We start from the raw sequence: 25,591 nt of genomic DNA, 5'->3' as shown, positions 1-25,591 counted from the left end.
CGGTTTAATTTTTTAATATCTTTCCTTTGATGATCTCCTGTTTGCCATTTACGGCGATTTTCAGGAGCAAGTGATAAATCCCCGCAGGCAGTTCTGATATTTTTTCCCAGTAAAAAGTGTTTTCTCCCACCGTTGGCTGGATACTCAAGGTATCTACTATCGCTCCCTGGTTATTGTAAAAATAGGCTGTGGCACTTTCAGGGGCTGCCTGGCCGATGACTTTAAAGTTGATCTTTACAAAATATTGACCCGGATTAGGGAATACCGACCACTGGAAGGGCTCGGAGGCTTCGGCTACCCTGAAACTGATCAGGTAGGGATTCCGGGTCACATTGCCGGCTAGATCGCTTCCCCTGGCCAGTAATTCGTAAGTACCCGGAACAAGATCATCCAACTGATAGCTGATGATCAGTTTGCCGGGTAAATTCTGAACCCCGGTTTCATGGTTTAATTTTTCAAAACTGCAGCTTTCACATTTCCTGATGAAGGTTTCAAGGTTGTCTTTGTTTTCAACGGGAATGTCGTTGTCATCAGCAAGAGTGACTTCTATTGCAGGATTTTTACTGACAAAATCATTGTTTGCAATGGCTTTGCCATCAATAGTGACCATTAAAAGCGGGCTGAGTTTATCCGGTAGGATATTGTTCGGATAGCTGTTGTTTTTACTGATTTCATCCCAGTTGCTCAGGTCAAGTGCAGCTGAATTGTTGTTTTCATTCAATTCTTCTGTTTCTGAACGATGATCCAGAAATACTTCAATGCTCTTTATTCCCGGTTCTCTTTTGACAGAGAAAGAAACAGTATCAGTGAAAGCCATAACGTTCATCCGGAAACTGTAAGGGCGGCTTTGTCCGTTGGCCATTTTTACGGTTATGCCTACAGGTATTTGTTTTCCGCTCTCATATTTTCCGTAGTTGGAAGCAATGATACCTACATTCAACGAATCACCGGAGTTCATGGGCGAGCCTGGTTTGGCGGAAGAAATGAATATTTTACCCGCTGAGAAATCCGGTTTTGACAACTTGAATATTTTGATGGCAGGGTCACCCTGGAGTATCACCTGCTGAAGGTCCATTCTTAACAGCTGGTCGGTTTGAGCCTGTTTGGCCAGGCTTTTGTGCATTTCCTGCTGTATTTTCCCGATAGATGCGTTTAATCCTGAGGGATCTTCAAATGATTTTTTGTACAGGGTCTGCAGGTAGGTCTGTGTTGAACTTACGTAACTCCAGAAGGAATTGGCCAGGATGACTATACTGCCTTTGTCAGGAGTGACAAGCCAGTCGGTGCTCAGGGTCTGATAACGGTAAAAGATATTACCTACACCGCAGCCGTTGAAAAACATGAGAGGGTATTTGCCTTTGTTTTTGAAATTGTATTTAGGATCAGATACATATCCGAAGTTAAGGTCAATGACCGTCGGTGATCCATGCCCTGCAAAAGTGATCATAGAAACGCCTTCATTGACCTGTGCTGAAATGTCTATAGGTTCAACATCCTCTTCTGTTTGTTTATTTTTAGAAGTTACCTGACCTCCCAGGTATTGGTTTTCTGCGATAGATTTGATCTCCTCAAGAAAGCCTTTAAGGCTGTTGATTTCAGATTTTGTCTTACCGCCGCTCAGGTGAAGGACTCTTTTGTTCCAACCCGCGGGCTGGGCGGCTTCAAACTCTTTGACTTTGCCGAGATAATTGCGGACCTGTTCATTGGTCGTAATGTTCAGCCGGCCTGTGGGAATGGCCTGGACAAATTCCGGGTATCCTGCAATGCCTTCAGTCAGTAGAACATCGGAACCGGGGTAACCAACGGTAGGTACCAAGTCTGAAGCTTCAGATTTTTTAAGAGAATCCGGGAAACTTATGGCTCTGCCGAGCAGCATCATGTATTTATCCTGGCCTTTAGCCAGCATATATCCCGAGAATTTTTTAATGGCTGCCGGATTTCTTTCTCCATAGTTAAACTGATCATAGATTTCGCGGGTTTCAACAATCAGCGGTTTGAAACCACCTCCCTGTGCAGAGGAGCGGTAAGAGGCATATTCATACGCAGATTCAAGCAGAGACTTATGCGTAATGATCAGATAATTGGCTTCCTGGTCCAGCCGACGAAAACTAACGGCCTCTACAGACTGTGTTTTTTTGATTTCATTACTTACAAAAAGCTTCCTTTTGACGGTTGTATTCTCCACTCTGAATTTCCCGTTGTTCAGGGTAGCTGTGCGTTGGTTATAGCGGTCGGTAATATCGTAAATGATGTTATCCTGGCTGATGTCCTGAATTTGTATCACTGAGTTACCCGCTTTGTTTTCTGCTAGGTTAAAGTATTTGCTCTTTGCTCCGCTCATTGCAAAGGCCTGTGGGTAGGATAGTTTGATGTAATTCATAGAGTACCAGTCTGAGATGCTCGAACCCATCAGCCTTGTTTTCAGGACAATCTTTTCATCAACGATCTGACTGGTATTTAAATCCAGAGAGATTTTGAACGGAGAATACGGGGCAATGATAACGGTGTCAATGGATTTCTCTTCGTTGAGAGCGTACCAGACTTTGTGGCTGTTACGGGAACGGCCGTTGAGCTGAAACTCCAGTTTTGGTTTCTGATTGCTTATGTTGACCCGGCTGGTCATTTTAAGAGGAAAACGGGCAGTGGAATCGACGGTCATGTATTTTCCCGACCAGCCTTCGCCTTCTTCATAATAGCTTTGCTGCACCAGCGGCACAAGGCTGGTGAAGTTGTTGAACGAGAACTGGGCATTGGTGGCAACGATCTGTTCTTCTATATGATAAGTATCCGTAACAGGGTCGTTGCCGGAGGCGTAGGCCTGTGTCCTTTTCCCATCATTTTGCCCTGCTGTGATAAAATAAGATGTCTGTTCCGAATAAAGTGTCTGATAAGGATGCGGTCTTTTTGCATATTTATAAACCAGGCTGTCAAGTTCCCCGTTGTTTTTTTCTGCATAGAATTCTATGTAATCATTGGTATTGAATTCATTATCAGACTCGCCTTCTATCCTCACGGCCATTTCGCGTCCGTGATGAAACACTTGGATTTTCTTTGGATTGACTGTACTTATATCCATCCCGGCATTTTTCAGCTCCTGGTAAGTAATTCTGTAAATTCCGTTGGAGGAGATCCCGGCTTTGTAATATTTTTGACCGGAAACAATCCATTCATTACCGAAAACCTGAGATTGAGCACTGGAAGAAGGGATAAATGAAATAAAACAAGTAATAGTAAATAACACTCTGAAAGTTAGAAAGTAAATAATCCGGGATACTTTGATCATGACAATTAATTAATAGTTACTTTTTAGACGGTCAAATGTGCATAAAGACACATTTTTAGTCATTTTTTTGTCAATAAATCCTGAGATTTGGGTAAAAGACAGGTATACCCGGTTTTTACAGCCGGAATGAAAAGAAATTTTCTCAAACGGGAGGGGGAATAATTACGGGAAGCGATCAGGTCAGGATTTCGCAATATTAAAAAATTTTATTATGTTTGATATTCTTAACAATTCAACCATTTTTATTTCAAACTCTTTATGAAAAAAATAATTTTCTTCGTCATTGCCGTAGCGTTTGTTTCAGCCTGTAAAATGCCACCGTCTAAATCAGGTAGTATCTCATTGTTTAATGGAAAGGACCTCACAGGCTGGGTGGTCTACGGAACTGAAAAATGGTTTGTAAAAGATGGTTTATTGGTTTGTGAGAGTGGCCCTGACAAAGGATACGGTTATCTGGGAACTGAGCAATCATTTAAGAATTTCGAGCTGGACCTTGAATTTAAGCAGGATGCCAACGGAAACAGCGGTGTGTTCTTCCATTCTTCTATTACAGGTACCAGGGTAGCCGGATGGCAGGTAGAGGTGGCTCCTCCGGGTCACAGCACAGGTGGGATCTACGAATCGTATAAAAGAGGCTGGATCATTAAACCGACAGCAGAAAAAGATGCGGCCCTTAAGATGGGGGAGTGGAACAAAATGAAAATCAGGGTAGAAGGCAATGTGGTGACTACCTGGCTTAACGGCACAGAGATGGTTAAACTGGATGATGCGGCGATCGGATCTGTTGACGGTAAGATAGCATTACAGATTCATGACGGTGGTGGAATCAAAGTGAGCTGGAGAAATATCAATGTGAAACCTTTGTAAGGTTGTATAACCATAAAAAGAGGCTGCCTTTTCAGGGCAGCCTCTTTTGTTTTACATGATTTTGATACGGATGCCGGGGTAAATCCTTTTGAAGGCATCATTAAAGAATATTTCAGGTTCTACATATAAATGCTTCATGACGGGAAATGTACCGCTGACTCTCCAGGTATTTTTCGGGAAAAACCCGCTGTTGTCCCTGATCATATATCCAACAGAAAAGCTGCCCATAAACTCAGAAGTTACTTTGCTGAAAGTCATGCCGCTGTTATCATCCTTAACAAACTTCCGTGGTGAAAAGCTGAGGTTGATAAATGTGCTTGACCGCACTTTAAAGTTTTCGGACTGGGGATTCTGAAAGTGAAAGAACTGATTCACCCCGACGCCGATACCGAATTTACCTTTTAGTATGAGTTCTGCATTCAGCCCGATTTCCGGCACAAACTTTTCCCTGATCCAGCCGCCGCTGGCCCTTCCTGTCAGAGCCAGGAAATCCTGTGTTTTATAATCCCATTCGAGGTGCTGATCTGCACGGCTTTCTATTTTCATTTCAGGATTTCCGTAAAGGCCGGCGTCGTTGACTTTTGAGCTTATTTTGTCGATTTTGTTTTTGATCTGATTGACCAGGAAATCAGAATCGACTTCCGCAAGATTATCCGTAGTGTTTAAAACAAAACAATAGCTGAGAGTAAGCCATTCGTCAGGCAATTTGCTTTTATATTTTTGAATGAAAAATATCTCTTTAGGTAGTTCATTGTATCTGAAAGAGAATATGACCGAATCCTGACCGGTTCTGACGGCACTCAGATCGTCTTCCTGGTCAAGTAAATAAGTATTGCCTTTTGATTTGTGCTGTATGACCGAGATGAGTGGCTTTTTACTTTTCAGGTCATAATTAAGTAGATAGGTGGCTGAATTCAGCGGTGATATTTTTTCAGGTAGAAGTTTCTTCATTGTTTCAAACTGTGTTTTTAAAGAGTCGAAACTGATGTGACTTGCATGCATGATCAGCGGTGTAACATTGGATGTAACGATCAGTTTCTGCTGTTTTTCCAGTTCTATTTCCAGCTTCTGATTGTATTTACCCATCTGGAATTCCTGGGCGATGATTTTATGGCATAGCAATGCCAGGGTTATGAATAATAGCTTTTTCATTCAGGTTTGATTTATTTGATAATATAGGATATGGTTTTAGACTGACTTTCAGGATTGACTTCTACGCTCTCCGTCCCGATTCTGACATAAAATACTTTTGGTTTTGCCGGATTGGTGTGGAGGAAGGTCCGTGGGATGTCATTCAGATGAACTACCCTAACTGCTGAACGATTACCCGCTTCCGGGATGGAATCGGTCTGTTTAAATTCCGGTTTGATGGTTTTTATGCTCAGGTTTAGCTTTGGTATTTCACTTTGAATGGCTTTGACGTCGAAGTTTATTTTTTGTTCCGCTTTTAAGGTTTTAACAGGGACATGAGTCCTGGCTTTAGATGCCGGTTTCTTTATGGCCAGAACTTTTTCAGGTTGTTTAACCGTCTGTTTTGTTCTGACTGCAGGCAAAGGTTTCTGCTCACTTATTTCTATTTTACGGAAATAGGCCAGTTTTGAAACCAGGAGCCATATTGCCCCAACCAAAACCAGGAGAGCGGCTACTCTCTGCATATGGGTTAACCAGTTGCCCGCCGGTTTTTTCCGACGCTGATCCAGCTTTTTCCAGCCTTTTTCGGTGTTAAAACTGAGATCGAGATCATTGAGGTCTGCTATTTTCCGGCGTATTAATTGTTCTTCTGTCATGTCAGATGATGTTTCGGTTTCTTCTTTCGATTTTTTCTTTCAGAAATGCCTTGGCTTTGAAAAGCTGTGATCTTGAGGTGTTTTCAGTAATATTTAACATCCCGGCTATTTCATTGTGGGAGTAGCCTTCAACCACGAAGAGGTTGAAAACGGTCCTGTATCCCGGGGGCAAGGTACAAATCAGGTCAAGGATCTCGTTAGCCGTCATATAGTCTTCGATGCCCACAGCTGAGTGGTCTTCCATTTCGACCTGGTCAAAATCCGTGAATAAAAAAGAATTGGCTTTTCTGAGTTTTTTCAAGGCCTGGTTAATGACAATTCTTTTCATCCAGGCTTCTGTTTGTGCCTCAGAATGATAAATGAAAGCTGACATATGGTCAAAAATCTGCATAAAAGATTCCAGCACCACGTCTTCTGCGTCTTCTTTGTGTTTTACATACCTGAATGCCAGCCTGAAAAATACGTTTGCATAGCTTTTATAAAGAGCCTGCTGGGCCCCTCTTTTGTTTTTTATGCAATCCTGTATTAATTTCTGATTATCCATTTCTATACACAAGAATCCGGTTTACGTGTATTATGTTGTCTGGCGTAAATATTTTTTTGAAGATATTGGTGTGAAAATGGAAATAAAAAAGGCGGGCTTTGAGGCCCGCCTTGATATAACAATTAGGAAGAATTATCTTATTTTGGAGAATGGTAGTCCTTTAAGGTATACCGATTCTACTTTTTCTACTATTTTACCTCCGGCTTCTGAAGCATCTCTGGCCTTCACCCATTCAGGATCTGAACCGAAAGTTTTAAAAGATGCCTTGGCATCATCCACAGACTTATGAGCCAACAGATAAACCAGTTTGCCCTGAGAACCGTCTTTTTCTACGGTAGTCCAATAAGGGAAGTTGGTCATACCGTGTTTCTCAAATAATTTAAGGGTATGGTCTTTAAAACGAGTGATCAGGTTCGGTAATTTACCCGGGAAACAATAGTAAGTTCTCAGTTCGAAAATACGGTCTGTATTGGAAACAGAAGCCTGTACTTTCGGAGAGATATCGTCTGCAATATCCAGAATAATAGATTCTATACCTGTTAATATTTTCCCGTTTTCTTCAGATTTTTTTGCAGCGGCCTGCCATTCCGGGTCTGCCAGGAAATCCTTCCAGGTTTTGGCGTGAGCTTCTTTACTCGGAGAAGCTATGATATAATAAAGGGCATTCTTGTCATTCTGGACAGGCAGCCAATAGCCGATGTTCTCAAAACCATGTTTTTCAAACAAAGCCAGGGTGTGATTCTGAAACCTCTGGATCAAAGCATCTAACTTGCCTTCATTGCAGTAGTAGATGCGAAGTTCATAGTATTTAGAATCGGTGTTCTGGGCCTGTACAAGTGTTGTTGTCAGGCCGAAAAGCAGGATAAAAGCAAGGATGTGATTTTTCATAGATTTGTAAATGGTTGAATATTAATGTTCGAATTTAAATAAATAAACTGATATCAGCCTTTTGATGCAATAGAAAAACGTCTGATCGCTGAAAGGGTGACCCCAATAACCAGCAGGCCAATTCCTAACCACAGTAAATTAATGTGTGGTTTTTCTACCGCTTTCAATACGATATAATCTCTTTGTCCCCTGCTGATAGAGAAGGTAAAATTACCATTTACCGGGTCAATCTGAGTCAGCTGGGCACGAAGGCCAAGTTCATTGCTGACTACAGGCTTGCTCCATACTTCGCGGTCTTTGATGGCAAACACCGGCTTAAGGATTTTTTCGCCGTCGCGTTCCAGGATTCTTAAAGTAGCCTGAGCAGCTGCGTCACCCTCTTTCAGTTCGATGCCATCCACTTCACGGACACCTGTCACATCATCCAGGATAGCGACATAGTCATTCAGGAAGAAGGTGTCTTTCAGGGCTACGCTGTAACTTTCCGGAGCCGACCATTCACGGTCTTCGTCGTTGGTTACATAGTTGACGTTGGTATAAATATCTTTGTTCCAGTAGTGTTTAATGTCGGGAGAGGAGACATTACCCATTTTCTGGTTGATCTGGTATCTCGGATAAAGGTTATACGACTTTTCGCCTTTTTTCTCATAATTCACCTGGTAGTAGGTGTTTTCAGCTTCATATTCCACGGTATCCCCGCGTTTGTAATAAAGCTTGTCACCATCCATAATATCGGCTTTGGCAATGCCTTTGTAATCGCTGGCCGGAACCGGCTGTATGTATTTTTTCTCGATGAATCCGGGCACTTTCCTTACATCCACAAACTCTCCGCGGTAATTAAGCGAAAAGTCCATGATCTCATTTGGCCTGTTAAGGTATAATACAACGTTCTCTTTGTTATCTTTTTCGGATTTGAAGATGGCCTCGTTTGTCAGATTCAGTGAAACCACTTTTTCATAAGCTGAAGAGTACATGATCCCTATCAGCATAAAAGCAACACCAATATGGGTTACAGCCCCTCCGGCTACTTTGAAATTGCCTTTGATGATGTCGAGCAGGATACTTCCGTTGGCAATGATGGAGAATATACCTGCTGTCAGCAAAATGATGTATTGCCAGTGCTTAACTCCGGAGAAGGTGATCACCAGCGAGGTGACAAGCAGAGTGATGATCAGCGGATTGGTTAGTTTGTTCAGGGCGTTTTTGCCAACCCTTTTCCACCAGAAATACTGGGCCACACCGCTTAAAAACATTACAGGGATAAACAGCCACATTTGGAAACTGGTGTAGTGTTTGATCTGGTCGGTCGGCAGGGCCATGTTGAGTTTTACATTGAAGAACTCGGCGATTTTGTTATAAACAGGGATGGAAGTCGTCAGTATCACCTGGAAACCTGAAAGACACAGGATGATGACCCCGATAAAGATCCAGAACTCGGCAGAGTAAGTCGAGGTTTCTTTTTCGTCTTTCGGAAGGTGCTTCCATCTGAAAACCAACAGGATGATGGCCAGGATAGTAAAGAAAAGCAGGTAAACCAGTAATTGTCCCGATAAGCCCAGGTCTGTAAAAGAGTGGACAGAGGCATTGCCCAGAATACCGCTTCTGGTCAGGAAAGTAGAATATAAAATCAGGATAAACTGGGCAATGACCAGGATATAGGTAGATTTCAGAGCAGAACTGTTTTTACGGGCGATCAGCATCGTATGCAAACAGGCTACCAAAATGAGCCATGGAACATACACTGCGTTTTCGACAGGGTCCCAGTTCCAGTATCCACCGAAGTTAAGGGTTTCGTAAGCCCAGATACCACCCATCATGATGCCGGTTCCGAGAATTACAACGGCTACCAGCGTCCAAGGCAAAGCGATTTTTATCCAGTTGACATAATCTTTTTTCCAGAGGGCTGCCACCGCAAATGAGAACGGAACAAGTGTGGCTGCAAAGCCAAAAAACAGGGTAGGAGGGTGGATAACCATCCAGTAGTTCTGAAGCAAAGGATTCAAGCCGTTACCATCTTTCGGAATAAAGTCCGGGTTGGTTTTCCATACCGGGATGTTAGGCATGGATTCGCGGAGCAAAAGAAACGGCGAACTGCCCAATTTGAATTCTCCGAACAAAACAACCCCAAGGATCATGGAAGTAAGGAAAGCCTGAACCGCTGAAAAAACTGTCATCATAGGCGGCTCGTAAGAATCCACCGACTTATTCTGTCTTTTAAACCAGATCAGAAGGCAAAGCCCTACAAAGACATTCCAGAACATCCAGAGCAGGAAACTGCCTTCCTGATCCTGCCAGAAACACGAAATGGCATAGCCAAGCGGAAGACTCAGGGAAGAGTTATCCCAGGCATAGTGATATTCAAAATAGTGATTAAAAATAATCGTGAAAAGAACCGAAACTACGATCAGAATGAACACAGAATGGGCGATAAAAGTATATCTGGCTATCTTTTTCCAGTTCATATTTTCATCGGCATTGGCCCTGGATGCATTCCAGTATGCGTAGGTGGAAATGATTGCGGTAATGAAAGATAAAATAACACTCAAATGTCCAATTTCCCCTAAATACTGTCTCAGCATGATAAAGTGATAATGTTTTTAAACTACAAATCTACGCCCTTTTTAGTTTAGAAAGGTTTTAAATGTGAAAAAAATATGACAATTTCCAGAAGGAGTGTTCACGAATATGGCGTAACGAATATGATAAATAAACGTTTGATAATGAGTAATATTGATGAAAAACAGAACAATAAATCCAATTGTTGACATAATCGGACGATTTGCACTTATTTTTGTCAAAATATCAAAAAGCTTATGGGATTGACATTGAGTTTTGTTTTCGTTTTCCTGGTCATTTTGTCATGCAGCAAACCTCCTGAAAAGAAAGTACTGGATTTTCAGAGGATACAGCAAATTCCGTTTGAAACAGTACTGGAGCAGGCGAAGAAGCAAAATAAGCTGATATTTGTAGATGTTTACACTGTCTGGTGCGGGCCGTGTAAATACATGGACGAGAAAGTTTTTACCGCCCCTTCTGTGATTGAGAAATTCAACAGAGACCTTATTCCTTTTAAAGTAAATGCCGAAGATGCCGACGGTGTTGCCTTTGCTTCCAAATATAAAGTGAACGCTTATCCAACCTTCCTTTTCCTGAAACCCAACGGGGAAGTTCTGCTGAGACTGGACGGTGTCTTTACTCCCGAAATGCTGATTTCGGAGGCGGAGTTTGCGATGAAAGAATTTGTGGGTAAGTGATTGGATTACATGAAAATTACTTCTCCGAAATACATTGATTTCAAAGAAGTAAAATCATTTCGGACCATTATAAATCTGATACCTCGTAAGGCTCATTTTTGAAAGAAATAGTAACAGCCATGCCATTTAAGGAATTAAGAGTGCTAATAAAGATACCTATTTTCTTATCGACTTCCCATAAAGTTATATTTCCCATCTTTTTACCAGAGAGATTTTCCTTTAGAGGTTTTCCATAATGTTTTGAAATAAGATCTTTTAGTTGAGCAATCAGCTGATCGTAGGGTAATCTTTCGCCCGGATTTTTTGGACGTCCTGGAAATAAGTCTGTAGGTATCCCAAAGGTAATTTCATTAAATACGTCTTTCTTGAACTTTACATTGGTAATCAGAGATTCCATATTATCTGTAAACAGAACATTATCGTAAATGATTGATTTTTGATCTTCAGAACCTTTTGGTTTGCCTCCGTATGTTTTTAACTTTCCAATGACTTCTTTTCTCTCAGACCCTAGTTTTATGTTCTTTGAAACAAATTGGTCAAGGAAATTTTTTCCAGTCGACGAGACTTCCGACTGTGAATATACATTCGAAAGTGAGATAAAAAGAACGGCAAATGAAATAAGAAAAGTCTTTTTTGATGGAATTATCATTCTTCTGTTTGCTAATAAGTTGATTCTTAAAACATATTTAAGCCATTCCATGAATTGAGATCCTGATCAGTGTATATTTTGATAAGCACTTTAATTTTTTCACTATTTCCTGGGGATTTTTTTAACATATACTCTCCGATTTCTTTGGAAACTTTAATAGCTTCTTCAGAACAAGGCGATTTAGGTGGTATCTTATAAAGCATATCAACGGCTTTTACCATCTGGTACTCAATACCTGAATTAGCAAGAATTTTTATTTTTTGCATGTCGTTTTCGCATACTCTCTCTCCATATTTTGCTAAAACATGGGTTCTTAGTTCTGATAATTTTGCCTGACATGGAGATTCCCTGTAGAAATTTAATATTTGTAAGGCTCCAGAAAAGTTTTCTTTTCCTAATTCACTCGTTACCTTTTGAATCCCAGTGTCACAGCTTTTACCAAACCTGCTGTTAAAAAAAGATGAAATGGCCTTGTTTAAGGTGATAAGATTGGTTTTGTCGTCGATGTAGTTATTAACCAATAATTCAACTAGTTCATTTTTAGATGAAGTTTTGATATTTTTAGTGTAAAAAAAAGTTGAATCGCTATTGTCCAGCTTATTTACAAGTCTGAATGCAATTCTCGATCCACCCGACAATTGGGTATTGATTCCTTCCAGCATTACTACTTTAGATAAGTCAACTTTCCAGGATATACCAATCAGAGAATTTGCACTCAGCTTAAATTCCTTTGAAAGCTCGCTTTGGATATAGTTATCCAGCTTTATTTCTGCATAGTACTGATGATTGCTACTTCTGTTTGCATCAATGATAACTTGCTGGGCATAAGCAACTTTAAGGCAAGAAAGTAAACTAACAAATATAAACGTAAGATTCCGGTTCATGTATTTTTAATTTAGAGTAAATACTAAACTGTTACCTACTAACACCTGTGAACATTGAATTTCCTTGGTTCTCAGGAATCTTCTGAAATCGGAAGCAAATCTTGAAAGCCTGAAAGGATTATCAGAGGCATCTTTTAACGGTACCTTCACCAGATCAAACGTTATTTTTGTATCTGAAACACCTTGAAGATGGTATTTGTTTTTAAAACTGTTATCTCTCACATAGTCTTCAATAATATCACCCAGATAGTTCCCTTCCTTATCTACTTCCGAGTCCATTTTTAACTTTGATTTTTCATCAATCCCAACGCGGATGGTTATAGTCCGGCCATTAACCTGGATGTCATCGAATTTTTCCTGGATGGTACTTAACAAGTTAGGAACTTCCGTTGCCACTGATTTTTCTACTAATTTTTCGTAATTGGTAGTATAGAATTTTGCGGAGTTGGATACTTTGTTAGCATAGGACTCTCCTGAGAAAGCGTCATAGGCACTCATGATAATAGTTACGCTGTTTCCTGTTGAAGAGTAATTAGGATTAGCTTCTACTTCAATATAGACATCTGCCCCGGATATGGCAATGACATCATCTTTTATAGAGGTTTTTTGGTCGCTTTGAAGAGCTTCTGCATTACTTAACTGTTTTAGTTTAGCTCTGAAATCTATGGTATTGACTCCTCTCTGATCAAAAGCCTCTTTTACTTTTGTAATGGCAACTCTTAATAATTCATTACTTTCGAAATTTGCCCTGAGGTCCTGACCTGCAGGAGTAAAAGGAATAACCATAATTGTTGGTTGGGCATTTTGGGTAGCGGCTGGTTTCTTTTCCTGAGCACTGCCGGAGAAAGAAGATAATAATATGGTAATCAGGAAAAACCCCTTTGCGAATTGTTTGATCTGCATGTTATATTTTGTCATTTTCTTAGAGTCCGAATCGTTTAACAATATTATTTTTTTCAAGGAATTTTCTAATTCCATTTAAATCGAATGTTACTTTTTGTTTCACGAAAGTCAGTGTTCCCTGCCTTTCTCTGCTGATAGTCTCCGATTTGGTTACATACTCTTTACACCCGGTTTCAAAAATAAAGGTGTTAAGAATTTGCTTATGATTTTTTACAGCTTCAATCTCATCTGAAATCAAGGGAGCTTCTGAAGGAGATCCTGGAATACCTCTGAAAAGAATATTTTCCAGTGCATTTATTTCTGCATATGAAATAGCCTTTCCCACGTTCTCGGCAGCATGTTCGCTGGTAACGGTTAATTCACTTTTAGTGTAGGTAAGATAATTAACCATTCCGGTTCTTTGATAAGAAGTGTTTTGTGAGACAGGTTTTGCACATGATATAAAAAGCAAAAATCCTGCAAAGAAGGTATATATATAGTTTATTCTCATTTTACTATTTCAGATTGTATTTGATTATTATTTTTTTTCCTTGTGTTTTAGCTTCGAATACTTCCTTTTCTCCATCTTTTACATTGAGTTTGCCCACCAGATCAGATATATCATCACTGATATTACCATCTCCTATCTGAACTAAGCGGTTTATTTTTTTGCCGTTAACTTCTTCTGTTTCTTCGATGAAAATTTTAAACGACTCTTTATCACTGATGCCATAAGGACTGCCAATGATCATTTCTTTGATCTTTCCTTTTGATTCTTTTGAAAAAGAAAGAACTTCGATCTGCTTATTAAAAGTTTCTAACAACAATGCTCTTATAGTACTTGCAGATCTAGAATCATCACGGGAAGCTCCAAGAAATTTAGCCTCACTTTCTACCGATCCTATAATTCTTCCTGTCTCAATGTCTGTACTTTTCAGAATGGAATTATCTGAGTAGAAAAGATAATTTACCCCCAGCTGCTTGTACTGGCTTTCTCCTTCATCAAGATCTATGAATTTTTCAGATTTAGCCAGATTTCTGAAATACCTTAATTCACCTTCCGCTCTTTCAATTAGCTTAATAGAGGGCACTTTCAGAAGATTTGTTTCCAAACGGCTTTCACAGAAAAAACAGCTTTTTCTTACAGCAACAGTTTTGAAGTCTTCCAGTTTGTTGAGTTTACGATTATAATCCCTTTCAAAATAATAAGGACTGTTGGTAAGGACCATTTCATTGCCTGATTTCATTATCTCGGCCAGCTTCTTCCTGTTTCCCATCATCGACATATCTAATTCACTTCCATTTTCATCAATTTTTTTGATGGTAAAATGGTGAACGAGCTTCGTGGAAGTGTAATTTCCATAGGGAATGACTTCGTATAAAGTCAGGCCATGGCCAACTCTGAAGCCGTCTTTGGATGTAGCCGTGGAGTTTATGGTTCTGATTTTATTTTCATCTTCTGATAGATTTTCTTTGACAACAGAATAGAATTTATATATGCCAATCCTCTCCCAATCGTATAATTTGTAGGCCATTGATGATCCCCAGTCTTTATAGAGTTCCAAAATTCTTTCAGAAATGAGCGGCTTATATTTGGCTTTTATCCGATCCTCAATTTTCTGATATTCTTTTGCATCTTTTTTCTTCATTAAAGCAGGATCCCCTCCAAACTCTTTTACAAAATCATAAATCACTACATCATATTTTTTTTCTCTTTCTTTCTCCGAAAGCGAGGGGCTGGATTTAGGAGAATAGTCGATTACCTGAGAGGTAGCAAGATCAACGGTTTTGGTTGCAACTTCTAAAAGAGCAAATACAGGAAAATGGACAGACTTGGTTTTTCCTGAAGTATCGGTTGTTATTACTATTTTCGGATCATCGTCTGCTCTGGTTCTGAAATCTACGAAATGAACACGGCTAACGACATTTTCTTCTGAGTGTTTTCCTGGTAAAAAACGAAGTGTTTTCTTTTCATCCCACTCATAAAAATAATAATCAGGTTCTTTTCTGTTATCAGCAACTTCCTGGAAAGCCTCTTTTAAAACTCTAACGTATTTGTTGTCATCGGGCTTCTTAAGTAAAAGCACAGCCGAGTTCTTATTTTCCTGTGCTTTGGAAATAAACGATAACAGAATGAGTACAAGCCAAAGGTTTTTTTTCATCTCAATTTTTAATTAGTCTACAGAATAGTTTCTTTTTTTCCTGAACAGAGGTCATAATTACATCGCCGCCCTTGTTGATTTCAATAGTGGAAAAATTGTCATCTTCAACTTTCTTTACTTCTCCTTCTCCTAAAACAGCCTGCCTTTTAACCTTTTTACCATTTACGTCTTCCTCTGTTATTTCAAAAATTTCGAAAACATATCCGGATTTTATTTTTTGATCCCGTCCAACTGAAATAAGGGCTTCCCTGGCTTTTGGGCCTTTACTGGCAGTAATTCTTACGAAACTGATAGGAGCATCAAAGCATTTAGAATTAAGATCATTAAGCATGATAGCCATTTGCTGTTTAAGATCTTTGATCCCTATCCAGTTTTTGTCAAGTATCCTTTCGACACTGCCAAGAACTTTCTTATCTTCTACGTTAATGATCCCAATGGTTAAATTTCTGGTATCAATATCATATAGACTACTTAACATTAAATCAAGACCTTCAGATTTTCCCTGAGCAACGGTATATCCATCCATAAAATCCTCTGATTTCTGAAGTTCTCTTTCATTATTGATGTATGAAAGATTTTGTCTGTCGATGGTAATAAAGTCTTTATTATTAGAATAAAAATCTACGATTTCAGAGACCATCGGTATGAAATTTCTCTTTTGCTCTGCAGAGAGGGTTACATATTTATTCATGGCAGAGGAAGTTCCTTGTATACTCCAGATACCAATTCTTTTCTGACCGAAGGCGTGATTGCTGAAAAAAAGAAAAAGCATAAACAGTGAACATATAAACTTGTTCATAAATTACTCTTTGGGTTTAGTTGTTAGTAAGACAATAAAATGGTGGTAGAGAAGACAGATATCGTAACGATAATATCCGCTCTACTTTGGAAAATAGTTAACTTAATATTTAACAGAAGTTATAATAATTAGAGATAAAACATTTAATGGCTTTTAAGCAGTATATATCCGTTATTATATATACATACCTAAACGTAAGCGGCAGCAAATTTGCAAATAAAAGTTTTAAAAGCCAATAAAAATGAACTGTTTAGCCCAAGTAAATTTTCATAGAAGCGTATCGCGGGTAAAATATCGAAGCAAATGGTATTGGTAATGGCGGCCTCAAAACCTCCCCGGCTCATACAGACTGATATCCACCGAGGGCTTTTTCCCTTCGATGATTTCCTGCATCAGTTTTCCGGTGCCGGGAGCGAGGCTCAGACCCATCATCGCGTGGCCTGAGGCGATGTATAAATTTTCTGCCGCTTTTCCGATGTATGGCAATCCATCCGGGGAGCATGGTCTTAATCCGTACCATATCTGTTCTTTTGGCGGTGTCTGGATAGGGTAGGAGGGGAAATATTCGGGAACGGCTTTGATGATGCCGTTTACCCTGTTCATGTTGATGTTGTCGTTAATCCCCCCGATTTCCATAGTGCCTCCGAAACGGATGAGGTCATCCGCCATCGGGGTAATGGCCACGCGGGCTTCAACCAGGATAGAAGGGGTCTTCAGGTTTTTACCTTCCGCTTGTTTTTTTGTGATGCTATAGCCTTTTCCTGCCTGAATGGGCAGGTTGATGTTCAGGAGTTTACCCAGGTTCTGTGACCATGAACCGGTAGCAATTACAAGCTTTGAACAGGCAATGGTTTTTTCTTCAGGTGTGCTGATCTTCACTGCTTCTACCGATTGGCCGTTCTTTTTGAATCCGGTGATTTCAGCATTGTAGATGAACTTAACCCCTTGCTCAGCCAAATGTTTCTTCAGGTTTTTGATCAGTTCATTGGGATACAGATGGGCGTCTCCGGGAAACAAGATGCCACCTTCCACGTCTGGTTTTAATTCCGGTTCAAGCTTAGATACTTCTTCTTTCGAAAGGATGTCCGCTTTGATGCCTATTTTATTGGCAAGATGAGCGACTTCAGATTCTTCTTCCAGCGTATGCCCGGTTTTGCAGAGCATCAACAGGCCTTTCTCTTCAAAAAAGAAGTTGAACCCGGCTTCTTTGGAAAAGTCCTGGTATAGTTTTTTGCTGAGCAGACCAAGGTCTCTGAGGGCCGGCACAGCTTTGTCTACTTTTGCTTTGTTGGCTGCCTGGTAAAAATTCACCCCCCATCTGAGCAGGTCCAGTGAAAAACGGGGTTTTACATAAAACGGGCTTTCAGAATCAAACATCCATTTCAAACCTTTTTCGATCATCCCCGGTGCCGCCAGCGGAATAAAATGGCTTGGAACCACCATACCGGCATTGCCGAAAGAACATCCGTCTTCACCCGGGTCCTTATCAATGATCAATACTTCATGCCCCGACTTATTCAGAAAATAAGCAGAAAATAATCCGATAATACCTGCTCCGGCTATGACGATGGGTTTGTCCTGATGCATAAACAATGATGAATGTTCAATGATAGAATGATAGAATATGAAAAAGAGAGAATTTTCAATAATAGAATTCCTTATCTCAGTATGCAATTATTCAATATTCTGAATTAGTACTAATGCATGTTCTATGAAAGAATGATAGAATTTCTCATTCAATCATTCTCTCATTCAAAATTCTAAATTAAATTACCTGAAACCCAAACGCGTAAGGATCGTCGTCGGGGTCGATGGTTATTTTGTTTTCTCCGTATATTTTGGCCCAGCCTTCCACACTCGGGATGATGGCGTCAAAGTCTCCGACTTTGGTTCTGCCTTCAATTCTTCCTGTAAATTTACTGCCTATAATGCTTTCATGAATAAAGTCTTCTCCTTCTTTCAGCAGGCCTTTGGCCGCCCATTGAGCCAGTCTGGCGGAAGTGCCGGTGCCGCATGGCGAACGGTCAATCGCCTTATCTCCATAAAAAACGGCGTTTCTGGCAGTGGAGGTTTTGTCAATCACCGCCCCGGTCCATTCAATATGGCTCATGCCGTTGATGGTCGGGTTCTCGGGGTGAACAAAAGTATATTTTTCATTGACTCTTATCCTCAGTTCCCTGGCCCAGGCAATCAGCTGTTCGGCTTTGAAATGTTCCAGGCCCGGGAAATTTTCCTGTGGGTCTACAATACCATAATAGTTGCCACCGTAAGCTACATCAAGGTAAAGAAGCCCTAATTCAGGACATTCCACCTCGATTTTTTCAGCAGCCAGAAAAGAAGGCACGTTCGTTAATTTTACAGAACTTACCTTGTTTCCGGTGGTCTTGTACGCAATGTTGACCAACCCTGCCGGGGCTTCCATCCGGACTATTCCGGGTGTTTTGGGCTTTATGAGCCCTTTTTCTATGGCTATAGTAATGGTTCCTATCGTTCCGTGGCCACACATCGGAAGACAGCCGCTTGTTTCGATGAAGAGTACTGCCACATCGTTCTCAGGATCATGCGGAGGATAAAGAATACTGCCCGACATCATGTCATGACCACGGGGCTCAAACATAAGGCCTTTCCTGATCCAGTCGAATTCCCGGAGGAAATGTTGTCTTTTTTCAGACATATTTTTCCCTTCAAGCTGAGGGCCGCCTTTGGCCACCAGCCTGACAGGATTGCCGCAAGTGTGGGCATCTATACATTCAAAAACATGACTCATGGTCAGATGGCCGGTAAAACAGGCCTGTTTTTTAAAGATGAATTAATAACATTTAAAACCCTTTCTCTTTCTTCGGCTGTCAACGGAAGTCTTGGTTCACGTACCCACTCGGTTCCGAGTCCGGTAGCTACTTCTGCCAGTTTAATATTCTGAACGAACTTGGTGGAAACATCCAGGTGCAGAAGCGGGAAGAACCAACGGTAAATGTCTCTCGCCTCTTCTATTCTGCCTTGTTTAACCAGTTCATAAATGACCACGGTTTCTCTCGGGAAGGCATCTACCAGACCTGCCACCCAGCCGTCAGCACCCATCACCAGGCTTTCAAATGCCAGGTCATCCACGCCACTCAGGATTTTGTACCTGCCGCCCAGTTCATTGATGATGTCGGTCATATAACGGATATCACCTGTAGACTCTTTCATAGATTCAAAGTGCTGGTTATGAGCCAGATCTTTAAACATATCAATAGAGATGAAATTTTTGTAAGCCAGCGGGTTATTATAAAGCATGGTCGGAAGGTCGGTGGCATCAGCGACCCTGTTCAGGTAGTGAACGATTTCACGTTCGTCTGCAGGGTAACGCATCGGAGGCAAAAGCATGAAGCCGTCAGCCCCGGTTTGTTCTGAAGCTTTGGCAAAGGCCACGGCTTCGCGGGTGATGCATTCCGCAATACAGATAATCAGAGGAACCCTGTCAGCGATAACAGATTTTGCGGTGCTTAACAATTCAAGTTTCTCGTCGGTAGACAATGTTCCGTTTTCTCCTAATGAACCACAAACAATAATACCGTGTACTCCGGCTTTGATTTGTTCTTCAATATTGAAAGCAAACGTTTTCAGGTCCAGGCTTTCATCTTCGTGAAAATTGGTTGTAACTGCAGGATAAACTCCGATCCATGATGGTTTCATAATATATCAGTATTTTTTTTAACAAAGATAGCCGGTCGGATCAAATCAAAAAGAGTAGAAATTAACTACATATGGTACAATATTATCCAGATATGGGGATAAATGTAGAAATTGGAGTAGAATAGTAAGAAAAATGCCGGACATGAGGGATGTCCGGCATTGATATTTTATGACGATGCGACCTTAAACAGGTTTCTCCGGAGTATCCGTGTTAGTGGCAGCAGTGTCTTTATTCAGGGTCCCGAAAAGCTCCTGAAGCATTTTCTCTGCATCCGGGAATCTCTCCTTCAGAGAAGCAATGGCTTCATTTATTTTTACTGAGGCTCCGTTTTTAAGGTCTTCGAAATATTCCGGAGCTTTTTCCATAGCTGATTCAGCTTCTGATTTCAACTCGTTGCCCTTGGCTTTCAGGTCTTCCATCAGTTGCTCTCCTTCTTCTGTTTTCATATACTTATGTAATGCTACGCCCGCTGCTGCTCCCAGAATGAATGTGGCCAGGTGTTTTGATGTTACGCCCATGATTGTAATAATTTAAAGTTTTGTTATGAATGAAAATTAAAGTTAATTAAAAACCAGTTGAATTTCATCCTTTAATTGATGAATGGCTTCTTTGATTTTTTTAGGGTCTTTATTGATGTCAATTTCAAAAATTTTCTTCGAAAGTTCGATGGAAGGCAGGGCAGGGTCCAGGCCGATAGCCGCCAGGTTGACCGTCGATATCGTATCATTCAGGGCAGCAACTACCGTTTCCCAGGCTTCTGCAGAGATATAGACCTGCTGTGCCAGGTTGTGATTAAATTCCGACCGTATTTCAGATAAAAGTATTTGCTGAAAATCGCCGACGTGTGTGCCGTTGCTGCTGAGCCTGAGCAACAGGTTGTTCGGACTGATGCGTTCCAGCAGGAGTATGATCCTTTCATAGGCCTGAAGCCTGATAGGCAGGATGATCTCCGTATTCTTCATTTTAAGGTCAAGTATTTTTTGCTCGTACTGTTTCTGGAGGAAACTCTGGGCAAGGCTGAACATCCCGAACAGAAGTAAGCCCGAAGGTATCAAAACCAAAAGTATGTCTTTTAATAGATCCATGTATCCGGATGTTGTTATGATAAACTGTTATCTTTGCATCAAAGCTATAAAAATGATATCGTTTACAAAAAAAGCGGAGGAAGAAATTTTGAAAAGCCTCAGTTCACCTGAGATTCCGGAAGGCTACGGATTGAGGCTGGGGCTTAAGGGCGGAGCATGTTCCGCCTCCTATCTGCTGGGGCTTGACAAGGGCGGTTCGGGCGACGAAGCCCTCGACATCAACGGTATCAGGGTGTTCGTGGATAAAAGACATCTCATGTATCTTATTGGTGTTCAGGTCGATTATTCGGACGCAGAAACCGGTAAAGGCTTTACGATCGTTAAACTTTAAGTTGGCATGATTTTTTCATGACCCTTGTCAGTGTTTACCGCTGAAAAAAATAACGAATGCCATCATCTGCCTTAAAAAAGTACATATTTCTTATCCTGTCGATTCTCATTCTTGTGATCGCCGGGGTGAATTATTTTTTGCTCGAACGCAACGAACCGAAAGCCACAGATAAATTTTACGGTCAGAATCTGCAGGAAAAGATCATTGAAGAGCTGGCAGTTTCTAATCTTGAACTCGCCGAAGCGGGCGTCAGGTATCAGAACAGCAAAGGTAAATTATTCTCAGATCTTAAAAGTACCACCACTTATCCTTATTATATATTCAAAAACAAGCAGCTGATTTATTGGTCTGATTTCAGGTTTGTTCCTGAATACCAGTCATTTGATAAGAACAAGAAAGTTCAGGTCATCAAAACCAAAGAGCTGGTAGGATTAGTGTCTTATCTTAATTTCAGATCAAGAAACGATACCCTCGAGTTGTTTTCGCTGATTCCGGTTTGTGTGAAATATCCGAATGAAAATGATTATCTGAAGTCCGGTTTTAATGAGGCCATTTTTAACATCAGTCCTCAGCAGATTTTTATCAGGCAGAATCCCGAAGCCGCTAACGAGATCAGAGATCAGAATGGAAATTTCCTTTTTTCTTTTATTTCACCCAAAACTTCAAAGACCAGTAACTCTTCTATTCCTCAGAATACGCTGTTATTGCTGACGGTTTCTTTAGTTTGTTTCACGGTTTTTATATTTATGCAACTGGTGAGATGGATTAAACTGCACCAGTTTGAAAAAGCTTTCGTGGTATTACTCTTATTCGGCTTTTTTATCAGGATCGTGATGGTCAGAACGGGTATTCCGTTTGTCTTATTTGCTCCTGATTTTCTTAACCCGGGCTATTACTCAGGAAGTTTGCTGGGGCCTACCTTCGGGGATATCCTGGTCAATGCCCTGTTTATTATCATTTTCCTGATCTTTGTCAGTTCTTTTTACTACCGTTCAGCCATTTTCTTCGACCTCGTAAAGAATGACGTGGTGAGTAAAAGCATTGTTTCAGTGTTGTCAGTGGTCGTCAGTATTCTTTTTGCGTTTCTTGCTCATAAGTTGCTTTCAGCGGTGTATGAAAAATCAGGATATACCCTGAGTTTTTCGCTGAGCCTGAGTTTTTCCAATCTCAAAATTGCCACTCTGGCCTATTATGTTTTATGCCTCGGTATTTTCTTCTTCGGTGTTCATATCTGTGTCAATGTCTTTCTGAGACTGAACAGGGATCACCGCTCCGGTTTCTTTCACTGGCTTTACGGGTTTATCCTTGGCCTGATCATCCTCTTATTCAAGGATGAGTTCCGTTGGATTTATCTGATCACGGGTTTTTATTTCTGGATTGTCTATTATTTCAGGCTGTCGAGGTTCTTTTATACACTCAGGTTGCAGACCTCGGTTTATTATGTTATCGGCAGTTTTGTATTTGCCCTGATCGCTATTGATGTGATTACCAAACAGGAACTTCGTAAAAGCTTCCTGGATAAACAGGCTTTCGGGAAACGATACCTGGCCGAAAACGACCTGTTAGGCGAAGCTTTGCTGGACAAATACACCAGGTCGATTAAAAACGATTCGGCGATTGCCCAGGCACTTTCCAGGCCCAACCTGGCCATAGAGTCGGTGCGGCAGCAGATCCAGGAAAAGCACATGGACCTGTATTTTGACAAATATGATGTGGAAATACTGGCTTTCGATACCCGTGGCGAAAACCTGGATACTTCAGACAGTTCCAAGAACCTGGATTATTATGTTACGAACTTTAAAAAAGAAGGTTTTAAAACCTCGAATCCGAATATTTTCTTTAAAAATGAGTCGGGCTATAATTTCATCAAACAATATCTCGCCTTTTCTGATATTGAATCAGATAAAGTGCCGAAAGGAACGATATTGCTGAGTCTTGTCCTGAAAGACCCCAATGCTGAGAATGTCTATCCGGAACTTTTGCTGGATAAGAAGTTTGTCCAGAATCCGGAGTCGAAGAACTACAGCTATGGTTTGTTTGACAATACGGGGCGTTTGTTGTTCAGTTCGGGTAGCTTCAACTACCTGATGAAGTTTAATGTGAACGACCTGAAATCCGGAGAGCTGTATGTTAAAGGAATTGTAAATAACGGGTACAAACACCTGGGTGTGAGAGGTTCAAAAAACAGGATCATGGTGGTGTCATCACCAGACCGTTTCCTGAAAACTGTCTTTTCTAATTTCTCTTTCCTGTTTCTGCTTTCGGTGCTGTGCATTTCAGTCGTGATGCTTTTTTATGCTTTCAGATACGGCACCAGGAATTTGTCGATGAATTTCTCAACCAAGATCCAGTTGTATCTTAATGCCTCTTTCCTTTTACCGCTGATCATCGTTATCGTCATTACGCTGAGCATCGTGAAAGCTACTTTTGTTTCGATCCAGGAGAAATCATTCATTGACAACACCAAAAATATTGCCTCCACTGTACAGCTTCAGCTCGAAAACCTCCTGGCGAAAAAGATGAGCAGGCCCTATTTTGAACAGGAAATAAACGACCTGGCCAGAGACACCAAGGTAGATATCAACTATTACAGTAATGAAGGGAAACTATTATACAGCACCAGACCGCTTGTTTATCAATACAAATTATTGTCAGGATACATCAATCCCGATGCCTATAAACAGATCATTGAAGACCGTGAAAATGAGGCCCTCTTTAATGAGTCGCTGGGCCTGCTGAACTATAAAACGGTATACATTAATGTAAAAGGAAAAAGCAATGAAAACCTCGGCATCGTGGGGATACCGTTTTTTGACGCCCGGGAAGCCCTGGACCGCCAGGTGACGGAGGTTGTGACGACGATACTAAGTGTCTTTCTGATCATGTTCCTGATCTTACTTGTATTGTCTTACTTTGCTTCAAACCAGCTGACTAACCCGCTGAGGTTTATCGCCCAACGCTTAAAGAAAACCAACCTCGACAGATTAAATGAGCCTTTACAATGGAAATCGGATGATGAGATCGGCGTGCTGACAAAATCTTATAACAACATGCTGAAGCAGCTGGAAGAAAGTAAGATCGCCTTGTCGCAGAGTGAAAAACAGACAGCCTGGAGAGAGATGGCCAAACAGGTGGCCCATGAAATCAAAAATCCGCTGACGCCGATGAAATTGTCTATTCAGCAGCTGCAGAGGACTTTACCTATGGATGACCCTAAGTCGAGAGACAGGATAGAGAGGGCGTTGAATTCACTTACCGAGCAGATTGACAACATCAGCGAAATTGCGAATTCCTTTTCAGAATTTGCGAAGATGCCGATCCCGAGAAATGAGAAATTTGATATCATCCCGGTAATAAGAAAGACTGCGGATCTTTATTCACAGAATAATAACATTATCATTGATGTGAAAACGGCCGAAGAGCATACTTTTGTAAACGGTGACCGGCAATTGCTTGGAAGAGTTGTCGCTAACCTGATACTCAATGGTATACAATCCGTGCCTCCGACCCGCAGGCCTCAGATTAATATCAACCTTTATCGCAACGATGAAGAGAGTTTCGCCATTATGGAAGTCAAAGATAACGGAGCCGGCATTCCGGAATCTATAAGAAAAAAAGTCTTCATCCCCAACTTCAGTACAAAAGTCGGCGGCTCAGGTCTTGGACTGGCCATGGCCAAAAGAGGAATCGAACATGCCGGCGGTAACATTTGGTTCGAGACCGAAGAAGATGAAGGAACTACTTTTTTTGTTGACTTACCAATCGCTGATTAATCATCAATCGTTACATAACCCCAGTTTTCACCTGATCTGATTCTGTTCAGCTGAGTGTGTGTGATACCAAATTGTTTGGCGATCATCTTTAACCTTGTTGAATCAGACTTAAGCATTTTTTTGATAAGTCTCACCTTAGTTTCAGTAAGCTTGTATTGCTTAGAGTTTTTCGGCATTACTTTGTTAATCACATTCGGGTTTTTCCTGTTGTGCTCTACCATCATCGTTTTGGTAGCCCACTGAAGGTTCTCGAAATGATTGTTCGTTTTTTCATAATCCAGGTGGATGACAAACTTGTGATCCTCAGAAGGTCTGTTCACAAATGCCTCCGCCACTATCTTATGAATGTACTTATTAAAGGATTTACCTTTGGGAAGTCTGATGTTCAAAGATTTGTATCCCTGAATCACTGAACCTTTAATAATAGTGCCAGACTCTGAACCTTGAAAACTCTTGATTCTTCCGAAGTTAGAAATTGCGTATCTAGGTGGTTTTTCAACGCCTTCGACATCAATTTTTAGCTGGACCCAATTTTCGCTTGTTAATGCCATAATTTTTCTCCTTATAAATTTTAATCTGGTTAGATGAACTCAATACAAAAACTAAATAGTTACGTGAAAAGTTTGAATAAATAAAACGAAAGAATTTTACTTTAGTATATTAATGATCAATAAAAAGCCGCAAAAATAAATATGTGAGGGATATCTACATTGAGGGCTTATATTTG

Annotated in this window: 22 protein-coding genes; 4 read left to right on the top strand and 18 right to left on the bottom strand. The window is 40.8% G+C overall.

Annotated elements, in window-relative coordinates; genetic code table 11:
* Positions 1 to 4 precede the first annotated feature (4 nt).
* Positions 5 to 3,241, bottom strand: coding sequence for a C25 family cysteine peptidase (locus tag GVN16_RS04605; RefSeq protein WP_166562678.1), 3,237 nt, complete (start codon positions 3,239 to 3,241; stop codon positions 5 to 7).
* Between the two features lie 300 nt (positions 3,242 to 3,541).
* On the opposite strand from GVN16_RS04605, the gene GVN16_RS04600 reads away from it, so the two are divergent.
* Positions 3,542 to 4,150, top strand: a complete 609-nt coding sequence (locus GVN16_RS04600; protein ID WP_166562677.1) for a DUF1080 domain-containing protein — start codon at positions 3,542 to 3,544, stop codon at positions 4,148 to 4,150.
* A gap of 51 nt (positions 4,151 to 4,201) precedes the next feature.
* Here the strand turns inward: GVN16_RS04600 and GVN16_RS04595 are convergent, their stop codons facing one another.
* The 5 genes from GVN16_RS04595 to ccsA form a co-directional block, all read right to left on the bottom strand.
* On the bottom strand, positions 4,202 to 5,302 hold the full coding sequence (locus GVN16_RS04595; RefSeq protein WP_166562676.1) for a hypothetical protein: 1,101 nt from the start codon (positions 5,300 to 5,302) through the stop codon (positions 4,202 to 4,204).
* Between the two features lie 11 nt (positions 5,303 to 5,313).
* Positions 5,314 to 5,937, bottom strand: a complete 624-nt coding sequence (locus tag GVN16_RS04590) for a hypothetical protein (RefSeq protein ID WP_166562675.1) — start codon at positions 5,935 to 5,937, stop codon at positions 5,314 to 5,316.
* Between the two features lies 1 nt (position 5,938).
* Complete coding sequence (locus GVN16_RS04585; RefSeq protein WP_166562674.1) at positions 5,939 to 6,481, bottom strand: RNA polymerase sigma factor; 543 nt, start codon at positions 6,479 to 6,481, stop codon at positions 5,939 to 5,941.
* Between the two features lie 132 nt (positions 6,482 to 6,613).
* Entirely contained in the window at positions 6,614 to 7,369 is a 756-nt protein-coding gene (locus GVN16_RS04580) for an NIPSNAP family protein (RefSeq protein WP_166562673.1), read from the bottom strand.
* Positions 7,370 to 7,422: 53 nt separating this feature from the next.
* Positions 7,423 to 9,948 carry a cytochrome c biogenesis protein CcsA gene (gene ccsA, locus GVN16_RS04575; protein ID WP_166562672.1) on the bottom strand — a complete coding sequence of 842 codons (2,526 nt, stop codon included), beginning with the start codon at positions 9,946 to 9,948 and terminating at the stop codon, positions 7,423 to 7,425.
* 234 nt (positions 9,949 to 10,182) lie between these two features.
* On the opposite strand from ccsA, the gene GVN16_RS04570 reads away from it, so the two are divergent.
* The gene (locus tag GVN16_RS04570; protein WP_166562671.1) at positions 10,183 to 10,623 is read left to right on the top strand and encodes a thioredoxin fold domain-containing protein; all 441 of its coding nucleotides are present in this window, start codon (positions 10,183 to 10,185) and stop codon (positions 10,621 to 10,623) included.
* A gap of 67 nt (positions 10,624 to 10,690) precedes the next feature.
* Here the strand turns inward: GVN16_RS04570 and GVN16_RS04565 are convergent, their stop codons facing one another.
* The 11 genes from GVN16_RS04565 to GVN16_RS04515 all read right to left on the bottom strand — a co-directional run bounded on the left by GVN16_RS04565 (position 10,691) and on the right by GVN16_RS04515 (position 20,760).
* Entirely contained in the window at positions 10,691 to 11,323 is a 633-nt protein-coding gene (locus GVN16_RS04565) for a hypothetical protein (protein WP_166562670.1), read from the bottom strand.
* Positions 11,299 to 12,156, bottom strand: a complete 858-nt coding sequence (locus tag GVN16_RS04560; protein ID WP_166562669.1) for a hypothetical protein — start codon at positions 12,154 to 12,156, stop codon at positions 11,299 to 11,301. The genes GVN16_RS04565 and GVN16_RS04560 overlap by 25 nt, the downstream gene beginning before the upstream one ends.
* A 6-nt stretch (positions 12,157 to 12,162) precedes the next feature.
* Positions 12,163 to 13,074 carry a DUF6175 family protein gene (locus GVN16_RS04555; RefSeq protein ID WP_166562668.1) on the bottom strand — a complete coding sequence of 304 codons (912 nt, stop codon included), beginning with the start codon at positions 13,072 to 13,074 and terminating at the stop codon, positions 12,163 to 12,165.
* A gap of 4 nt (positions 13,075 to 13,078) precedes the next feature.
* Entirely contained in the window at positions 13,079 to 13,549 is a 471-nt protein-coding gene (locus GVN16_RS04550; RefSeq protein ID WP_166562667.1) for a hypothetical protein, read from the bottom strand.
* A 4-nt stretch (positions 13,550 to 13,553) separates the two neighbouring features.
* Complete coding sequence (locus GVN16_RS04545; protein ID WP_166562666.1) at positions 13,554 to 15,200, bottom strand: hypothetical protein; 1,647 nt, start codon at positions 15,198 to 15,200, stop codon at positions 13,554 to 13,556.
* 1 nt (position 15,201) lies between these two features.
* Entirely contained in the window at positions 15,202 to 15,999 is a 798-nt protein-coding gene (locus GVN16_RS04540) for a hypothetical protein (protein WP_166562665.1), read from the bottom strand.
* Between the two features lie 324 nt (positions 16,000 to 16,323).
* The gene (locus GVN16_RS04535) at positions 16,324 to 17,586 is read right to left on the bottom strand and encodes an FAD-binding oxidoreductase (RefSeq protein WP_166562664.1); all 1,263 of its coding nucleotides are present in this window, start codon (positions 17,584 to 17,586) and stop codon (positions 16,324 to 16,326) included.
* Positions 17,587 to 17,764: 178 nt separating this feature from the next.
* Complete coding sequence (locus tag GVN16_RS04530) at positions 17,765 to 18,766, bottom strand: 4-hydroxyproline epimerase (RefSeq protein WP_166562663.1); 1,002 nt, start codon at positions 18,764 to 18,766, stop codon at positions 17,765 to 17,767.
* A 2-nt stretch (positions 18,767 to 18,768) separates the two neighbouring features.
* Positions 18,769 to 19,674, bottom strand: a complete 906-nt coding sequence (locus GVN16_RS04525; RefSeq protein WP_166562662.1) for a dihydrodipicolinate synthase family protein — start codon at positions 19,672 to 19,674, stop codon at positions 18,769 to 18,771.
* 183 nt (positions 19,675 to 19,857) lie between these two features.
* A complete protein-coding gene (locus GVN16_RS04520) occupies positions 19,858 to 20,193 on the bottom strand; it encodes a YtxH domain-containing protein (RefSeq protein WP_166562661.1) in 336 nt (111 codons plus the stop codon).
* A gap of 42 nt (positions 20,194 to 20,235) precedes the next feature.
* Entirely contained in the window at positions 20,236 to 20,760 is a 525-nt protein-coding gene (locus tag GVN16_RS04515) for a hypothetical protein (RefSeq protein ID WP_166562660.1), read from the bottom strand.
* A 52-nt stretch (positions 20,761 to 20,812) separates the two neighbouring features.
* Here GVN16_RS04515 and GVN16_RS04510 point away from each other — a divergent pair, with 52 nt between their 5' ends.
* Complete coding sequence (locus tag GVN16_RS04510; protein WP_166562659.1) at positions 20,813 to 21,091, top strand: iron-sulfur cluster assembly accessory protein; 279 nt, start codon at positions 20,813 to 20,815, stop codon at positions 21,089 to 21,091.
* 56 nt (positions 21,092 to 21,147) lie between these two features.
* Complete coding sequence (locus tag GVN16_RS04505) at positions 21,148 to 24,864, top strand: HAMP domain-containing sensor histidine kinase (RefSeq protein ID WP_166562658.1); 3,717 nt, start codon at positions 21,148 to 21,150, stop codon at positions 24,862 to 24,864.
* Here GVN16_RS04505 and GVN16_RS04500 read toward each other — a convergent pair.
* Entirely contained in the window at positions 24,861 to 25,415 is a 555-nt protein-coding gene (locus tag GVN16_RS04500; protein WP_166562657.1) for an NUMOD4 domain-containing protein, read from the bottom strand. The two genes, GVN16_RS04505 and GVN16_RS04500, sit on opposite strands and share 4 nt — an antisense overlap.
* Between the last annotated feature and the right edge of the window lie 176 nt (positions 25,416 to 25,591).

Source organism: Emticicia sp. CRIBPO (assembly GCF_009905725.1).
In the GTDB taxonomy this organism is placed as follows: Bacteria; Bacteroidota; Bacteroidia; order Cytophagales; family Spirosomataceae; genus Leadbetterella.
The sequence above is the reverse complement of the archived record's forward strand: the minus strand, read 5'-3'. Positions and strand labels throughout refer to the sequence as shown.

Bases quoted from the DNA above. Each gene is read 5' to 3' on its own strand.
- GVN16_RS04600 (WP_166562677.1), top strand. From the start codon at position 3,542: ATGAAAAAAATAATTTTCTTCGTCATTGCCGTAGCGTTTGTTTCAGCC.
- GVN16_RS04595 (WP_166562676.1), bottom strand. From the start codon at position 5,302: ATGAAAAAGCTATTATTCATAACCCTGGCATTGCTATGCCATAAAATC.
- GVN16_RS04590 (WP_166562675.1), bottom strand. From the start codon at position 5,937: ATGACAGAAGAACAATTAATACGCCGGAAAATAGCAGACCTCAATGAT.
- GVN16_RS04585 (WP_166562674.1), bottom strand. From the start codon at position 6,481: ATGGATAATCAGAAATTAATACAGGATTGCATAAAAAACAAAAGAGGG.
- GVN16_RS04580 (WP_166562673.1), bottom strand. From the start codon at position 7,369: ATGAAAAATCACATCCTTGCTTTTATCCTGCTTTTCGGCCTGACAACA.
- ccsA (WP_166562672.1), bottom strand. From the start codon at position 9,948: ATGCTGAGACAGTATTTAGGGGAAATTGGACATTTGAGTGTTATTTTA.
- GVN16_RS04570 (WP_166562671.1), top strand. From the start codon at position 10,183: ATGGGATTGACATTGAGTTTTGTTTTCGTTTTCCTGGTCATTTTGTCA.
- GVN16_RS04565 (WP_166562670.1), bottom strand. From the start codon at position 11,323: ATGGAATGGCTTAAATATGTTTTAAGAATCAACTTATTAGCAAACAGA.
- GVN16_RS04560 (WP_166562669.1), bottom strand. From the start codon at position 12,156: ATGAACCGGAATCTTACGTTTATATTTGTTAGTTTACTTTCTTGCCTT.
- GVN16_RS04555 (WP_166562668.1), bottom strand. From the start codon at position 13,074: ATGACAAAATATAACATGCAGATCAAACAATTCGCAAAGGGGTTTTTC.
- GVN16_RS04550 (WP_166562667.1), bottom strand. From the start codon at position 13,549: ATGAGAATAAACTATATATATACCTTCTTTGCAGGATTTTTGCTTTTT.
- GVN16_RS04545 (WP_166562666.1), bottom strand. From the start codon at position 15,200: ATGAAAAAAAACCTTTGGCTTGTACTCATTCTGTTATCGTTTATTTCC.
- GVN16_RS04540 (WP_166562665.1), bottom strand. From the start codon at position 15,999: ATGAACAAGTTTATATGTTCACTGTTTATGCTTTTTCTTTTTTTCAGC.
- GVN16_RS04535 (WP_166562664.1), bottom strand. From the start codon at position 17,586: ATGCATCAGGACAAACCCATCGTCATAGCCGGAGCAGGTATTATCGGA.
- GVN16_RS04530 (WP_166562663.1), bottom strand. From the start codon at position 18,766: ATGAGTCATGTTTTTGAATGTATAGATGCCCACACTTGCGGCAATCCT.
- GVN16_RS04525 (WP_166562662.1), bottom strand. From the start codon at position 19,674: ATGAAACCATCATGGATCGGAGTTTATCCTGCAGTTACAACCAATTTT.
- GVN16_RS04520 (WP_166562661.1), bottom strand. From the start codon at position 20,193: ATGGGCGTAACATCAAAACACCTGGCCACATTCATTCTGGGAGCAGCA.
- GVN16_RS04515 (WP_166562660.1), bottom strand. From the start codon at position 20,760: ATGGATCTATTAAAAGACATACTTTTGGTTTTGATACCTTCGGGCTTA.
- GVN16_RS04510 (WP_166562659.1), top strand. From the start codon at position 20,813: ATGATATCGTTTACAAAAAAAGCGGAGGAAGAAATTTTGAAAAGCCTC.
- GVN16_RS04505 (WP_166562658.1), top strand. From the start codon at position 21,148: ATGCCATCATCTGCCTTAAAAAAGTACATATTTCTTATCCTGTCGATT.
- GVN16_RS04500 (WP_166562657.1), bottom strand. From the start codon at position 25,415: ATGGCATTAACAAGCGAAAATTGGGTCCAGCTAAAAATTGATGTCGAA.